At 54.0% G+C, this 15,909-nt stretch carries 15 protein-coding genes; 2 read left to right on the forward strand and 13 right to left on the reverse strand.

Features of this window, described 5'->3' with window-relative positions; translation table 11 throughout:
• Positions 1-38: 38 nt before the first annotated feature.
• From BMY01_RS06300 to BMY01_RS06325, 6 genes are all read right to left on the reverse strand, one after another.
• Complete coding sequence (locus BMY01_RS06300; protein ID WP_081353802.1) at positions 39-2,453, reverse strand: penicillin acylase family protein; 2,415 nt, start codon at positions 2,451-2,453, stop codon at positions 39-41.
• Between the two features lie 95 nt (positions 2,454-2,548).
• Entirely contained in the window at positions 2,549-2,686 is a 138-nt protein-coding gene (locus BMY01_RS18035; protein ID WP_217638622.1) for a DUF1499 domain-containing protein, read from the reverse strand.
• Between the two features lie 12 nt (positions 2,687-2,698).
• Positions 2,699-2,962 (reverse strand): DUF1499 domain-containing protein, encoded by a 264-nt coding sequence (locus BMY01_RS18040; RefSeq protein ID WP_074745390.1) that lies wholly within the window; start codon positions 2,960-2,962, stop codon positions 2,699-2,701.
• 50 nt (positions 2,963-3,012) lie between these two features.
• Positions 3,013-3,318, reverse strand: a complete 306-nt coding sequence (locus tag BMY01_RS06315) for a c-type cytochrome (protein WP_074707687.1) — start codon at positions 3,316-3,318, stop codon at positions 3,013-3,015.
• Between the two features lie 277 nt (positions 3,319-3,595).
• Entirely contained in the window at positions 3,596-4,024 is a 429-nt protein-coding gene (locus tag BMY01_RS18290) for an amidohydrolase family protein (protein ID WP_254772632.1), read from the reverse strand.
• A gap of 139 nt (positions 4,025-4,163) precedes the next feature.
• Positions 4,164-5,450, reverse strand: a complete 1,287-nt coding sequence (locus BMY01_RS06325) for a TonB-dependent receptor (RefSeq protein WP_254772633.1) — start codon at positions 5,448-5,450, stop codon at positions 4,164-4,166.
• Positions 5,451-6,040: 590 nt separating this feature from the next.
• Here BMY01_RS06325 and BMY01_RS06335 point away from each other — a divergent pair.
• A complete protein-coding gene (locus BMY01_RS06335) occupies positions 6,041-9,145 on the forward strand; it encodes a transglycosylase domain-containing protein (protein ID WP_074745394.1) in 3,105 nt (1,034 codons plus the stop codon).
• 169 nt (positions 9,146-9,314) lie between these two features.
• Here the strand turns inward: BMY01_RS06335 and BMY01_RS06340 are convergent, their stop codons facing one another.
• Positions 9,315-9,518 (reverse strand): DUF2905 domain-containing protein, encoded by a 204-nt coding sequence (locus BMY01_RS06340; protein WP_074707991.1) that lies wholly within the window; start codon positions 9,516-9,518, stop codon positions 9,315-9,317.
• Positions 9,519-10,099: 581 nt separating this feature from the next.
• Here BMY01_RS06340 and BMY01_RS06345 point away from each other — a divergent pair.
• Complete coding sequence (locus BMY01_RS06345) at positions 10,100-10,618, forward strand: beta/gamma crystallin domain-containing protein (protein WP_074745396.1); 519 nt, start codon at positions 10,100-10,102, stop codon at positions 10,616-10,618.
• 183 nt (positions 10,619-10,801) lie between these two features.
• Here BMY01_RS06345 and BMY01_RS06350 read toward each other — a convergent pair whose 3' ends face one another.
• The 6 genes from BMY01_RS06350 to BMY01_RS06375 are packed head-to-tail and all read right to left on the reverse strand — an operon-like array spanning position 10,802 to position 15,786.
• Entirely contained in the window at positions 10,802-11,485 is a 684-nt protein-coding gene (locus tag BMY01_RS06350; protein WP_074745591.1) for an alpha/beta hydrolase, read from the reverse strand.
• 44 nt (positions 11,486-11,529) lie between these two features.
• Positions 11,530-11,841, reverse strand: coding sequence for a (2Fe-2S) ferredoxin domain-containing protein (locus BMY01_RS06355; RefSeq protein ID WP_074745398.1), 312 nt, complete (start codon positions 11,839-11,841; stop codon positions 11,530-11,532).
• A 38-nt stretch (positions 11,842-11,879) separates the two neighbouring features.
• Entirely contained in the window at positions 11,880-12,977 is a 1,098-nt protein-coding gene (locus tag BMY01_RS06360; RefSeq protein WP_074745400.1) for an ABC transporter substrate-binding protein, read from the reverse strand.
• Entirely contained in the window at positions 12,977-13,792 is an 816-nt protein-coding gene (locus tag BMY01_RS06365; protein WP_074745402.1) for an ABC transporter permease, read from the reverse strand. Before BMY01_RS06365 ends, BMY01_RS06360 begins: the two co-directional genes overlap by 1 nt.
• 1 nt (position 13,793) lies before the next feature.
• Entirely contained in the window at positions 13,794-14,693 is a 900-nt protein-coding gene (locus tag BMY01_RS06370; protein WP_074745593.1) for an ABC transporter permease, read from the reverse strand.
• A 7-nt stretch (positions 14,694-14,700) separates the two neighbouring features.
• Complete coding sequence (locus BMY01_RS06375) at positions 14,701-15,786, reverse strand: ABC transporter ATP-binding protein (RefSeq protein ID WP_074745403.1); 1,086 nt, start codon at positions 15,784-15,786, stop codon at positions 14,701-14,703.
• Positions 15,787-15,909 lie beyond the last annotated feature (123 nt).

The following is a 15,909-nucleotide window of genomic DNA, read 5'->3' on the forward strand; positions in this document are numbered from 1 at the left end:
CCTGACAATTCGCGGGTTTGATTCCAGGGCAAGGAGGTTCAGGAAGGATTTTTGCCGGCGGGTAGCAGATGCAACGTTTGCTCGGATGGGCCGGGAAGGAAGGGGGTGAACCTGCCTGTCACCCAGTCTTCGTGTCCGCTGCCGTAATAAGGTGACAGGGGATGCCCGCTCTGGCCGCCGGGCATCTCGAAATATCCATTCTCTTCATCGCCCGGGGCGACAGCAAACCGGTTCGACGCCCCAAATGCCGGACCCTGCACGCGTGGCATTTTACTGTCTCCGGCAAGTTCATCCCTGGGCATATCCAGCCACTTTCCAATAAATAGTGGTAAAGCCTGGCTGAAAGGATGTCGGATGCGGGCCGTATTGCGTTCGCCCCAGGTTCTTGCGGCAATACCGCCGGGTTGGCGCCGGAAACGCTCGGCTACCCGGTGCGCGCACTTGCCGAGGAGATCATCCCAGTCGGCATGCACAGGGAGTAGAAGGTGCGGGGGACGTCCCTCTATCAATTTCCAGACCGCATGTTCCGCCTGATTCAACGGCGGCAGTTCGAACTCCGGATATTTCTCCCGCACGACTGCTTCAAATCCACGGAGAACGGCATTGACAACTTCCTGCCGAAATGCGCGCACTACCCGGTAGGCTGCCGATTCCGTGGATGCATGTCCATCCCAGTCCTTGAGCGCCTGTTGCATTTCGGTGCGCCAGGGCGCTGCTTCGGTTCTTTCCAGAGTCTGCTCGAGAAGCTGCCGCCAGCGCGCGAGGAACAGCGCCCGGTCGTCCAGTTGGATAGCCAGCATGGTGGCAGGCGTAAAATAATCATGTTGATAAAGGGTGTCGCGGATCTGCTTTGCCCGTGCGCCGAGATCAAAGCCGCCATCCCCAAGCCTCTCCAGCATCAGGCCGTCCACGGTGCGCGCGTTTGCAGTCCACAGACGTTGGTCGGTAGGATCGATAATGGTTGGATAGAGCGCGGGATCCAGCCATCCGTTCCAGCCGGTACCGGGTGCACTCCAGTCTGCCGGGAGCCGCGGATTATATTCCTTGCCCCGTGCTGGAAGCCTTCCGGCAATGGTCCATGCGGTTCTGCCGGTCCGGTCACCAACGATAAAGTTCTGCGCGGGAATACCCGCGTTCCGTACGATGACGATCGCCTGATCCACGCTTTCCGCCTGTTCCAGATCGGTAAGCTTGATATCCACCGAGCCCGGTTGATGCGCAGTCCAAGCAAATGCGAGGGGCGTTCCGTCATGATCGGTTGCCGCAATGGGTCCCCATTCTGTTTCCTGGACCTCCAGTATTTCATCTGCCGATCCACGTACACGCAGCACTTCGCGATGCACCTCGATGCGCTTCCATCCATCCAGAGTCCGGTAGCGCAGAGGATCATCCGGATCGCGCATTATCCGCACCCAATCGATCAGGTCACCATAGCTGTTTGTAAAACTCCACGCAATGTGCCGGTTGGAACCGACCGTGATTGCCGGTGTACCCGGCAGGCTGGCGCCTGTGATGTCGCTTGTTTCCCCCGGTCGTTGCGGGTGGGGATATATGAAGCGTGTACGAAACCAGATATTGGGGACGCGCAGTTCCAGGTGCATATCGTTGGCCACCAGCGCTGCGCCTCCAGCCAAGGAGCCAGCCACGGCGAAGCTATTGCTCCCAAGCACGTCGTCGATGTATTCGTCTGGGCTATGCGTATCCACGGGAGGCATAAGACCGGGGTCGAGCTTGCGGAGATCGAGTTCGCTCGCAGACGGGATATCCGGCCAGGCAAGGGGAGTACCCAGTAACGGGGCATCCCATTTGCCACCCATGGCGCTAAGAAACCGGAAGGCAGCTGGGGGAAGCGCATCCCGCAGGGTAGAGAAGGCAAGTTCGCGCACGTCGCTTGCTTCTTTCAACGTGAAATACATCGCCCCGATGACCAGCAAGCTGTCTTCGCTGCGCCATGCCAGAGGCTTCAGGCCCAGCAGAAGATAGGGAAAGGAGTTTGTCGTCAGCGCATCGAGACCTTCATTTACCCCATTGCGATACGCGTCGAGCAGTTCACGCTGTTCAACCGGCAACTCTTTCAGCATCGAGGACGCACGTGCCCGCATCCGATGCTTGCGTGCTTCCCGATCGGCGGGCAAGACGCGTGATCCGAACAACTCAGCCAGCTCGCCTGCAGGCTGCCGGCGCATTAGGTCCATTTGAAAGAAGCGCTCCTGCGCATGAACATAACCCAGCGCCCAAGCCAGGTCATGCCGGTTTTGCGCATGCAGCGTAGCGGTACCGAGGGTGTCGCGTTCGACAGCCACAGATGCAGACAGGGCGTCCGTTTGCACTGTTCCTTCGTATTGCGGCAGGCTTCCGCGCAATACCAGCCAGAGAATGCCAACGACCAGCGACGCCAGGATAACAATGGCGTAGGCAACACGGACAAGACGATAAGGCATCCGAGGAGTCATGGAGACGGATTCGCTACGACGAAACAGCCACTGATGGCGTGCGGAACGACTATGGGTGCGGATCATGCCAGCAGGATGGGATATGCAAGGCGTTTTCAGGAGTTCAAAAGCTTTTCCCGGATGGATTCGATGTGTTTCCGGTTCACGCCGAGATCGGATTTTCCGAGACGGGAAGCCGAGCGCACCTGAATCACCTTCACTTCCGGATCAAGCCAGAACTCGACGTCATCCACATATTTCAGGATTCATATGGTGAATTGCGCATAAGTGTACCCAGGCTCTCTCCGCACTCCTTTTCCTCCGTCCAGAGTTTCGATGATGCGGGCAAGGCGATTCAGCGTGCTCTCGGCGTCCCCTTTCAGGGGCAGCGGAGCGATTTCGGCATAAGCCCGCTGAGGGTGATCGGGGTAGAGCGCATCTGGCTGGACACGCTGTTGGGGTTGTTGAGGGAGGCTTGAGCCTCCCTTCGCGTACCCCCAGATCGACAGGCGAGGCGGCTGCGGTCTCATATCCTGACGTCATTTCCCGTCAGAACGCCGATGCAGCCATTATTCGGCCGTTATTTCGTCTTGCTGTTCGCCAGAACGTATTCTGCGAGACGTTGCGCCGGTTCGCCCTGAATATTGGGGAAAGCCGTCATACCCATGCTTCCCTTCTGGACCTTCTGAATGATGGCATCCTTATTGGCCATCTTCTCGCTCAATATCATTGCGGCGCCAGCTTCGGGTTTGTGGCATTTTGTGCAGTTTGTGCTAAATATATCTTCTCCCGTGGCATCTGAGGGCGGGGTGTAAGGATCTGTTCTCGAACAACCCATCAAGCCTGCCAGTGCGACAAACGTCAATATTAAAGTTATCTTCTTCATTTTTGCTCCTGATTAGAGAGGAATTGTTTTTATACCGCTGGGTGGAGATTATAGCGCGCTATACGGTCCAAAGTGATATCGCACTTTGAGGCTTCATTCCACAATTCCTGATCATCGAGCGGAGCGATCTGTTACCTGTTCTGTTGCCTGTCACCTACCACTGCCCTTGGCTGGAAAACGGTTGGAAAATTATTCAAAACAATTCCTCCACCCGAAATAACCAGATCCGGGTATTCCAGATTTTTCAGGTTATCGGTGGGATCCCCCTTGATGGCGATCACGTCGGCGCGCCGGGCAGGAGGGTGCCGAGAAGGGGCAAACCGAGGTGTTCCCCCGCTTTCGACGTGGCTGTGCGCAGGACCTCCAGCGTTTCCATATTTCCCATTTGCATCATGTACATAAGCTCTTGGGCGTCGATTCCCCTGGGAACATCCGGATGTGCGATTTCAGCGCCGTACAGCAGTTCGCCACCCTGTTCCCGCCAGATCCGGACATTGTGCGCAACACCGGAACATTTCGACAGGGTATCGAGCGTCGTCACTATTTTGACGTCCTGCGACACGGCTTTTTTTAACAGAGGCTCGGGGATGATGTCACAGGGAACATGCGCCCATTCATCGACTCCTGCGTTGATGGCAATCTCCGCGCCTTTTACTTCGGCGATATGGGCCGTTACCTTGCGTTTGTTCGCATGGGCTTCATCCACTATCGCCTTTACGATTCTTTCAGGGAGCAGGGGCCAGGCTGTGCTGAGACCAGTATTGGGATGTGGGTGAGAGGAATGGGCGTGCTTTGCCGGTTCGTGATTTGTCGGTTCGTGATTGGGCTGGGCGTGATGAGCATGATTATCGGGGGTCGCATGCGAAGAGGGTCAGCTTTTCGGAAATCAGGGAGAGGCCCGCATGGGGGGAGGTTCTTGTGCGGAACATGCTGTGATCGTAGACACGTATCCCGACCGACGGCACCAGCGACCAGTTTTCATTGAGATCGATCTTCTGGCTTAATGCCACATAAGGCGATGTAACACGGAAAGTCGGCGTATCGAAGCTGTCTCGTGGAGCCGGCAGCAACCGGTTGAATCGCACATCGCCCGAAATCCAGTCGCTGTCGAGACCGGCGACAATCGCGCCTCCCTTCCATAAGGAGAATTCTTCTTTCCAGCGCATGCCGATCATTTCAAAATTGGTGAGCGTATCGCCATCCAGCCCTGCTTGACGCAGCCAGTTGCCTTCCCCCTTGTTGTAATAAAAACGCAGGTCGCCACCCCACGTATCATGCCAATGCGATACGAAGGCAGTCACCATTCCCGCCTGGGTGTTGTACCGAGGCGCTACAGCGGGAAGCGGGAGATGGTTGTCTCCGGGATCGCGCGCCTGATTGTCCACGAAGAGGAAGCTCGTGCCCATTGACCAATTGGCGTTCAGGCGCACCCCGATGCGTCCCATTACATTGTTCAGCTCGCCGTTCGCATTAGGCCGATGTCCATTCGATTGGGCATGGCCTTGCGCCAGCATGAAATCCACGTTTCCATAACGGCCCACCAGATCCGCCTGCTCTATGAAGGTGCTGAAGTAGCCTCCGGATATCCTGCCGCTGGCATGCAGGCCGTCTTCAGTGGCGCGCTTGGTTTCCAGATTGATTGAGGCAAAGTTGTTCCCGTTGATTTGTGGTTGCGGGCTTTTATATACTGTGATTGCCTGCATGCCGTTGACTGGCAGAAGATCGAGCAGGGGATGGTTCCAGACCCCCATGTAAAATGGGATGCCATCGATGTGGGTTTTGATTTCGCTGCCGGGCCGGCTGACGCCCATCCCGCGGATATAAACCGCCCCGCCCTGATCTCCGCCAAAGGCGCCCACAGTGTTGTAGCGCGATATCTGGACGCCAGGCGTGCGCCGCAACGCGGCAGCCAGATCGAATGCATTCTGGTCGTGCAATTGGCTTTCGGTGACGACTGCCGATGTGCTGGAAAAACCGTCGATACGAACGCGATCTATGATCGGATTGGCGGTTACCACAATCGGAGTGAGTTCAGTTTCATGCGCCATGGCAAAACCGGGGCAGATTATCGTCAAGACCGCAGATAGTGCGGATGCTGTGTTTTTTCTTCTTATCATTTTTCTTGTTTTCATCGAATTCCTGTGAATTGCTGCAAGCAGGCCCAAGCAATAGGGCCAAAGCAACCATCAATGCTGTAAATGACGAAGTCATTTGCTCGAAGGCGGAATGCATATCGACGTGAAGCCCGAAGTGAAGCCTCGTGCCGGGAAAAAACCGGGAGGAGCTTGTCACTTGCGGCCAGGAGAATGTTGGCAAACCCTGTATAGCTGCTGAGGTGGAATGTAAAGCAAATCGTGGGAATTAGGAATGTGGCATATTGCCGCATGTGACAAATTGTCGCATGTCATATTACGGCACTCGCGCCAGGTTTGGCGCGGAAGGTTTCATCGTCTCGACGGACTATTTCCGGTATATATCGGCTTTGCGGAATCAGCCTTGCTGCTGACTGTCTTAAACATTGCAGTTCGATATCCGCTTATTTATCATGTTCATAATGCCGGAGGCAGGTTTGCCTCCGGAAACGAAATAAGCAGCGAAAAAATTTAACAATCCTTTTGATCAGAGATTCGACACGAATTCAAAAAAGAGAATAAGTCGAGGAAAATGCTGCATTTCATGGTTTGGTTGATATCCATAAAACAGTAATGTTGTATTTTTACCCTTGCTGATTCCTACTGTGCGGCGTGCGCTCAGGTTTTTCACTCCCCGCGTATTGATCCTGCTTTTTGCTGTGCTTTCAGCTACAGTCTTTCTTGCCTATCGGGAAATAGAAACATCCTGGTATCAGGCATGGCGTCTGTCGAAGCTGGCCGGTGATCTGAAGTGGGAGATAAGAAGCGGTCCGGATGAAGACTTCACGCAACTCGCTCTTTCCCAGACCGGACCGTATGATATTCGTCTGGGCTATAGCCGCCTGCCCGGGTTGCTTCAGAACCTGAAAAAACATGGTTTCGAGGTGCAGGCGCAGGCGCATGCTTCCAGGCAGATGAAGGATCTGGTCCGGCGGGGCGTATTCGTGCCGTATCGCGAAAAATCCCAGGCGGGCCTCGAAATAACCGGAAGCAACGGACAATCGCTATACCGCGTGTCGTTTCCGAGACGAATGTATGACAAATTCGAATCCGTTCCGTCGGTGATCACGAGCAGTCTTCTGTTTATTGAAAACCGCGAATTGCTGGATGAGACCCAGCCGAAAAAAAATCCTGCCGTAGACTGGACCCGGCTCGGCAGGGCAATCCTGGACAAAGGGATTCAGGTTTTCAATTCCGACCATGACGTTCCCGGCGGCAGTACGCTTGCAACCCAGATCGAGAAATACCGTCATTCTCCCAACGGGCTGACGCTTACCGGCGGGGACAAGTTCCGGCAGATTGCTTCCGCCTCCGTGCGTGCGTATCTCCAGGGGGACAACACGCTGGCGGTCCGCAAACAGATCATGGTGGACTATCTTAATACCGTTCCGCTTGCGGGCGCTCTCGGGTTCGGAGAAACGAATGGAATCGGTGATGCTCTCTGGGCCTGGTATGGGCTCGATTTCGACGAAACCAACCGCATCCTGAACTGGCAATACCGGAACGAAGCCGAATTTGTCGAAGCCGCAACGCGCTACAAGCACGTACTGAGCCTCATGATCGCGCAGCGGAGGCCTTCCTATTATCTGCTGGCCGGCCGCCAGGAGCTGGGCGAACTCACCAATGCCTATTTGCGCGTGCTCACCCAGGTGAAAGTGATTCCGCCCAGGCTCAGGGATGCTGCCCTTGGGCAACCTCTGCGGTTTCGGGATGCCTTCAAGCTGGAGGAGATCAAGGATTTTTCCGCCCAGAAGGCGGTCAACGCGGCTCGAGTACGCCTTGCGTCACAGCTCGGGTTACAGGGGCTGTATGAGCTGGACCGGCTGGATCTGTCCGTGCAGAGCACGCTCGATATCGAGCTGCAGAAAAAAACCACCGAAATGCTGCGCCAGTTGAGGGACCCGATAAATGCGGTAGCGGCGGGACTGCATGGCCATCGTCTGTTGGGGAAAGAAGATCCATCCAAAGTCATCTATAGCTTCACGCTTTCAGAATTGACTCCTGACGGGGCCAAATTCCGTATTCTCGCTGACAATTTCGACCAGCCTCTCGATATCAACAAGGGGACCAAGTTGGATCTGGGTTCCACAGCCAAGTTGAGAACACTCGTGAGCTATCTCGAAATTGTCGAGGTGTTGCATGGAAAATATGCAACCTGGGAACCGAAGGTGTTACGCGCGGAAGAGGTCGATCCGAGCGATGCGCTCAGCCGCTGGGCAATCGACTACCTTTTGCATAGCAGGGACAAGAGCCTGAAATCCATGCTGAACGCGGCCATGGAGCGCAAGTATTCCGCCAGCCCCTATGAGCGCTTCTTTACCGGCGGAGGCCAGCATGTCTTCCATAATTTCAAGCCCGAAGACAACTACAGGATCATGAGCGTGCGTGAGGCCACGACCAACTCGGTCAATCTCGTTTATATCCGGTTGATGCGGGATATCGTGCGCTACTACATGTTCCAGGTGGGAGGGTCGTCCGCCAAAATACTCAGGGATGCGAGTAATTCCGATCGGGCGGAATATCTTCGGCGCTTTGCCGACAAGGAAGGCAGGGTGTTCATCAACCGTTTTTACCTGAAGTACAAAGACAAGGCCGTTGATCCGCGCGAGGTGAGCGACATATTCTTTTCCAGCTTCCGGCACACGCCCCGGCGTCTCGCGGCAGCTTACCGCTATATTTACCCAGCCTCCAGTCTCGTCGAATTCGTGGCCTTCATGACGCCGCATTTACCCCGCTTCAAGCAGCTGGATACTTATAGATTAGAGGATCTGTACGAGGCTTATGCACCAGGAAAATATTCGCTGGCGGATCAGGGTCACATTGTCACGGTTCATCCTCTGGAACTATGGCTGGCGCGTTACCTTATCCTGCATCCGGCAGCCGGCTATAAGGAAGTAATCGACGCGAGCGCCGGCGAGCGCATTGCCGTCTATCACTGGCTGTTCAATACCATCCATAAAAACTCCCAGGACGTGCGTATCCGTGGTCTTCTGGAGGTCGAGGCGTTTCTCGAAATTCACCGCAGCTGGAAACGCCTCGGGTATCCTTTCGACTCCCTCGTGCCATCGCTCGCCACGGCAATAGGAAGCTCCGCGGATCACCCCGCAGCCCTTGCCGAGCTTATGGGTGTCATCCTCAACGATGGCGTCCGGGTGCCCACGTTGCTGATCGAACGCCTGCGCTTTGCAGTCGACACGCCTTTCGAGACGATCGTCGAGAAGAAACCCATCCAGGGTGAAAGAGTATTTTCTCCCGAACTGGCGGCAACGGTGCGCAGTGTCCTGACCAAGGTGGTAGCGGTGGGTACGGCTTCGCGGCTGGCGCATGCAATGGTGGAAGAGGATGGCTCGGAAATCCTGATTGGCGGGAAAACCGGCACGGGTGACCATCGTCATATCACGTTTTCTTCACCCGGAGTCATCAAGGAATCGCGTGTGGTGAACCGTTCTGCAACTTTTGTCTTCTTTATCGGCGACCGTTTTTTCGGGACCATGACTGCATTCGTACCGGGGGTGGATGCAGCAAACTATACGTTTACCTCGGCACTTTCCACACAGGTGATGAAGAAACTGGTACCGGTTCTCAAACCTCTCATTGACAAGCCTCCATCCTGGCCGGAATCCACCCTGGCAGAGGATGCGATCAGGAAAGCTTTACCGGAAGAAAAGGAAAAGCTGCAACCGGCTTCCAGCTAAACTTGAAACTCACTAGCACCCGGCAGCGGCCAGATTCAATCCTCTGTGTTGATCCACCACAGGAAAACCACTATTCCCAGCACAAGGGCGAGGCCCAGAATAGCCTTGGCAAATTCCTTCACAAACCAGAACACCATCGATTCATATAAACTCAATTTTCTCCCCTGATTTATTTTCGGGTCCACCACCATAGCAGAAACGACAGAACCAGCGACACCAGCAGCCCGGTGGTGAGCGGGAAGTAGAGTCTGAAATTTTCACGTTCAATGACAATATCTCCGGGAAGACGCCCAAAGGGCAGCTTCGATAACCAGGGCCACAATAATCCTGCTAATAACAGGAGTATGCCGGATAGGATAAGCAGACGCTGCATGAGAATTTCCGACTCGTCATTTTCTGGGAACATGTTCCAACCAGTGTAAACCGTTTTTTCGGGAAAGATCAATTTGCTCTTTCCGGCTGATATCCGGGTTCACTCTGCCTTATCCGCCAATTTTTCCTCCCAGAGAACCTGTGAATAAATATTTCGCAAACTACGCTATTAAAATGGGAATGATGGCAAGGCACCCGAAGAAGATCATAGCCCGGTCTGCGCTGCCTGGAAGCGCAGCTAGTGGGATCCAGTAACGTCACACATCGAGACGTCAGCGTCGTAATACATACTTCTTATCTTTCACCCCCTTATCATGTGGGATAACCCGATCAACAGAAAAGTTCTGCAGTTGATAGAGGGGCGAATCACATTGCTTTCTCCTGTTGCCCATCCCCTCGATGGTATGGATCAGTTATGTGTGAAAGCGAACGGAACACGTGGGGGGCTGTCACTAGAATCGGTAGAATGACTTGCATCGTTCCTTCTTTTCTATGAGGAACGCCGGGTCTACTGGTTTATTTTTATCTTCGCTAATCGAATCTGATTGCAATTCTCAGATTTCTGTTTTCAAGGAGGATAACATGAATATTCTGGTAAAGAAGAACTCCCGTAGTTTACTGACCATAGTTACATTGGTGTTCGGCTTGTCTGTTTCAGCCGAGCTCAGCGCGCAGGAGCATTCTGACAAGCAGATAGTGAATAAAAAGTCGGAACAGGTCGAGAGCAAACACCCTGGAGCCAAAGATAGCAAGATGACTATCGAGGTTCCCGTATTGACGTTCGTTCCAGTCCAGGTTTCAACAGAACTCGAAAACAGAGGGTGTTGGGTGAAATTTTTTGACAAGAAGAATTTTCAAGGCGACAGCTTGTTTCTCAGTGGTCCCGTCAATTTGCCTCGATTGATCGGTCCGTTTGGCTACGATTGGGAGAACAAGGTTCGCAGTGTCAAGGTGGGACCCAGGGCCAATCTTACTATTTATGACAACCGTGAATATCGGGACCAGGATAAGTTTCTCGACGCCGGTGCAAATGTCGCTAATCTATCTAAGGAAATGGGATTTTTTGACAACTTCCGTTCAATGATGCTCAATTGTATTTAATTGACCACCTGCCTCCTGATCTAAGCGGTGCAAGGGGCTCTGGAATTTGTAAGTGGGGTCCAGTCTGGCTAGACAGCAAAAGGAATCGCGTCTAAGCATCTGGACCTCGCTACTTCCTCTGGGAGGTCCGCTTCTGTAGTGCGATTCGTTCTTGTCCAACGGGTAATTCAAGGGCTTTCCTTTCTAAGGCCGGCAGGAATCGAGAACGATGCGTTTGAGGATATGCAGGCGCCGATGAAAGAAATGCTCTGCGCCGGGTACAACGACAATGGGTAATTCCTGCGGGGCGGCCCAATCCAGAACGGTTTTAAGCGGAACGACGTCATCCTGATCGCCGTGAATGATCAGCACGCGCGGTAGAGATTGGACATCCTGCGTATCCTGCGGAAAGGAGAGAGGAGGGGCGCTCAAGCGTTCCACCGCTGGGGCAACCAGGACGACCTGTTGCGGCTTGAGCCGTTGCGCAGCGAAAACCTGGATTGCACCGCCAAATGAAAATCCCGCCAGGCACAACGGCGGAGAAGAGTCGAAACGGGAGGCATATTCCGCTGTTACAGCTTCCGCCACCGCCACTACATCCTCGACTTCTCCCAAGCCATCGTTGCCGGAATAGAGGGGGCCTTCGCTCTGCTCCACACCCCGGAAATTGAATTTGACCGTGATAAACTCGAGCTCCAGGAAGGATTTGAACAGGGTATGCACTACCTTGTTATTCATGGTTCCGCCATAGAGCGGATGAGGGTGTGCGATGACGGAAATCCCTCGCGGGGAAGGCGAAGCCGGTTCCGCCAGAACCGCTTCCAGCTTTCCCGCCGGGCCGTCAATGAACAGGTTTCTGGACAGGTTTGGGGAATTATGCGCAGTCAATGGATGTACATAAAGTCGTGAATCGAAGGAGCAATACACGGGGATCAGATCCGTAACCGCTCGACCACACGGCCGTTTTTCAGGTGCTCTTCGATGATTTCATCGATATCCTCCTTATCCACGTAGGTATACCAGACATCTTCGGGATACACGACGATGACAGGGCCTTCATTGCAACGGTCCAGGCAACCTGCATTATTAATCCTTATCCTCTTGTTTTTAGTGTCCAGTTTGAGTGCCTTTACACGCTCTTTGGCGTAGTCGCGCATCGCCTGGGCGCCAAAGTTATTGCAGCACAAGGTTCCGGGTTCACGCTGGTTCACGCAGAAAAATACATGCCGATGGTAGTAGCTCATGGTTTTTGTCTTGAATGGATGAGCAGAAATTATAACGATTATCGCAGTTTAATTTCTGTCCACAAGCGGCTCAGCAGTCGCCGCTGCTTGCGATCGAGATCGCGCAGCATTTCAAGCCGGGCAATCAGTTCTGGATCAGGAAAAATGGCCTTGTTGCTTGCAATTTCGGGCTGGATGTATTGCAAAGCGTCGAGATTGGGATTGCCCGAACCGATGAGGTTGGTGAGTTCGGCGGAATTCTTTCCATCCAGCATGAAATTGATGAATTGGTGAGCAAGATCGGGACGTTTCCCGCTTTTGTGCAGAACCATGCTATCCACTGCCAGCACCGCTCCCTCTTTGGGCGTCGAATAGCTGATCGTGAATTTTCGCCCGGTTTTCTGGGCGTCGAGTGCCGCCTGGAACATGTCGTTAGAATAACCGTGCGCCACCCACAGATTTCCCACTGCCAGTTCCTTGATGTAGCTGGTATTGCTGAAGGCCGCCCAATAGGATTTGGCGCGTACGATCAGATCAGCGGCCTCCTGCCAATGTCTCTCATCCGTGTCGTTCACGGAATAGCCCAGATACTTGAGCGCGGCGGCCATTAGCTCGCGCTGGCTGTCGAGCACGGTCACCCGTCCCCTGATTTTTTCCAGATATTTGGGCTCGAAGATAATTGCCCAGGTATCAGTCGGCAGACCAAGCTGCTCGATCTTCTCCTTGTTGAAACCGAGCAGAGAGAGCGTGTAGGCGTAGGGGACCGAGTATATATTACCGGGATCGAAGGCTGTATCGAGATAGGCGGGGTTGATATTCCTGAAATTGGGCAGCAGCGATTTATCCAGTGGCCTCAGTGCTCCCTGGCGGATAAGGGTGTCGATCGCATTACCCGTGGGAACGATAACATCATAACCGGTGGCGCCCGCCGCGAGCTTTGCCAGCATTTCCTCGTTATCGGCATAATAATCCTGCGACAGGTCGCACTTGCAGGATTTCTCAAAGCGCGCCACGGTTTCCGGCGCGATATAATTATTCCAGTTGAACAGGTGCAGGACATTTTTGCCGCTGCTGGCCGCATCCGGATTCTGGGGAGTACACCCCGCAGCGAACGGGAGCAGTGACAGCAGAAAAAGAAGGAGTCGTGGAGAGTTCATTATTTCGCCGCTTGTTTCGCCGTTTTGCGAGGTTTCGCGCTCCCTTCCGATGAGCTGCTTGATTCAAGCCGGGCAGCCATGCTGATCATGATCAATGTCAGCAGCATCAATAATGTCGAGATGGCGTTCACTTCAGGCGTCACCGCCACTTTTATCATCGTATAAATCTGGATCGGCAGAATCGGCTCCCCTACACCCTTGGTAAAGAATGTGATGACAAAATCATCGATGGACAGGGTGAACGACATCAAGGCGCCGGCGACCACGGCCGGCATGATGAGCGGCAAGGTGACAAGCCGGAAAGTTTGCCAGGGCGATGCACCGAGATCGCGCGCGGCTTCGAAGATGCTTTCATCCATTCCCTGCAGCCGCGCCCGCACGATGATGGCGACAAAACCAATGCAGAAGGTGGTGTGCGCAATGATGATGGACACCATTCCGAGCGTGAAATTCAGGACTTGCAAAAAGAATAGCAGGATGGATACCCCCAGCAGGATTTCGGGCATTGCCACCGGAGTGAATACCAACACCGGTAATACCTTGAGCTTGTACCGGTGTATCGCCAGGCCGGCCATGGTGCCCAGCAAGGTTGCGCAGAAGCTGGTGCAAAGCGCGATAATGAGCGAGTTGCGTGCCGCTAGTAGCATCTCCGTATTGTTGAACAGCGCTTTGTACCAGAACAATGTAAAGCCGACCCATTCAGCGTTCAGCCTGGAATCGTTGAACGAGTACAGCACGACGATGATCAGCGGGATATAAAGGAAGGCGTAAACCAGCGCGGCCGCGGACCACAGCCAGAGATTTCCGCGCTTCATGCTATATCGCCCGTTGGCCGGTTGCAGAGCGGGCGAACCATGTGGTCAGGCCTGCGACGGACAGTACTGCGAGTGTCAGCATGATTGATAATGCAGAACCGAAAGGCCAGTCACGGGTACCCAGGAACTGGTCCTTGATCAGGTTTCCGATCAGGATGTCGCCTGTACCACCTAATATGTCCGGCACGGCGAACATGCCCAGCACCGGAATGAATACCAGTGCGGAACCTGAAAATACGCCCGGCAGCGACAGCGGCCAGGTAACTCGCCAGAAGCGTTGCCAGGCATTCGCTCCCAGGTCCTGTGCTGCATCCAGAAGCGAGGGGTCGTGTTTCTCCAGGTTGGTATAGAGAGGCAGCACCATGAACGGCAGATGTACATACACCATGCCTACCAATACCGCAAAAGGCGAGAATAATAACGTGACAGGGGCGATTCCGAACGCGCCGAGAACGGTGTTGACAAAGTGGCTGAGCGCGGATTCCGGGCCGAGAATGATCATCCAGGCGTAGATGCGGATGAGGAAATTGCTCGCGAACGGAAGTATCACCAACAGGACCATCAGGTTGCGCAAGCGTTTTCTGCTGCGGGCAATCAGTAATGCCAACGGATAAGCCAGGATAAGACAGATCAAGGTCGTGCCGAATGCAACCGCGAACGATTTGAGAAAAATCTCGGTGTATATAAAGTCGCTGAAAAAGAACTGGTAGGCATCAGGGGTGAATCCATATTCGCCGGCCGCTTTTTCCGAAGGTGGCGTAATGGGCGCCAGTCCCCCAAATTCGCCTGGAAAGCGAAACGAGGTGAGAATCATGATCAGACTGGGTGCAACAAAGAACACTATCAGAAACAATAGGGGTGGCCCGCTTACCAGCAGCCGGGCGAGTTGCTTTTCTTTCATTCCGCCCTTAATCATTGAGAAAAATGCCCGCGTCATGGCGCCAGGAGATCGTTACCTCGTCATCCACCTCGAAAAACTTGGCCCGGCCAGGAGCGGAATTTGGCAGTAAAGCTTCAATATAGGCACCGTTGACGAGTTCCACAATATAAGTAGTTACGTCGCCGACATACAGGAAGTCGTGCACTTTGCCGCGGAAATGGTTTTTTAGCTGCGATTCATTGGACGGGTGAGAAATTCGCACCTGCTCCGGCCGGATGGCCAGCACGCCCTTGTCGCCCACCTCCACACCCTCCCTGGCCGGCGCCGTTACCTCTCCCAGTCCTTCTATCGCGAGTTTCAGATGAGACGGAACAGCTTCCATAACCGCTGCATTCATCACGCTGATTTTGCCGATGAAATCTGCAACAAAATGATTTCTCGGCGTACTGTAGATTTTAGAGGGTTCGTCTATCTGCTCGACATTGCCCCGGTTCATTACTGCGATGCGATGTGATAGCGCCAGCGCTTCATCCTGTGCATGAGTGACAAAAATAAAGGTAATACCGATTTCTTTCTGGAGGTTGATGAGCTCGATCTGCATCTCTTCGCGCAACTTTGCGTCAAGTGCGCCCAGGGGCTCATCGAGCAGGAGCAGTCGCGGTCGATTCACCAATCCTCTGGCGAAAGCCACGCGCTGTTTCTGCCCGCCGGAGAGCTCGTGTGGAAAGCGATTACCGAAGTTCGGCAGGTGAACCCGCTCCAACAGTTCATTCACCCTTTTTTTTATTTCCTGTGGGGCTTTCCCTGCCATCTTGAGGGGAAAGGCGATATTGTCCGCCACCGTCATATGCGGAAATAAAGCATAGGTCTGGAATACGGTATGGACAGGGCGTTTTTCCGGCGGGATACCCACCATATCCTTGCCGTCCAGCAGGATTTGACCGGAGTCCGGCAGGTCGAACCCGGCTATCATCCGCAGCAGCGTTGTTTTACCGCAACCGGACGGCCCCAGCAGCGTGAAGAACTCGCCGGCTTCCACATCGATGCTGACGTTGTCGACCGCGGTGTAACTGCCGAAACGACGCGTAACATTACGGATTTCCAGGAGCGCCATAGTCGGGACAAATCAAGGTAAAACTCGACATTTTACCAAAATTTATGAAGCAACTGCTGCTTCGCCATTCTCTTAAGAACTTCGACGCTAAGATAAAACGATAGCAGGTCAGTATCGGGCAGC

Origin of the sequence: Nitrosospira multiformis (assembly GCF_900110185.1) — a bacterium.
Classification (GTDB): domain Bacteria; phylum Pseudomonadota; class Gammaproteobacteria; order Burkholderiales; family Nitrosomonadaceae; genus Nitrosospira; species Nitrosospira multiformis_A.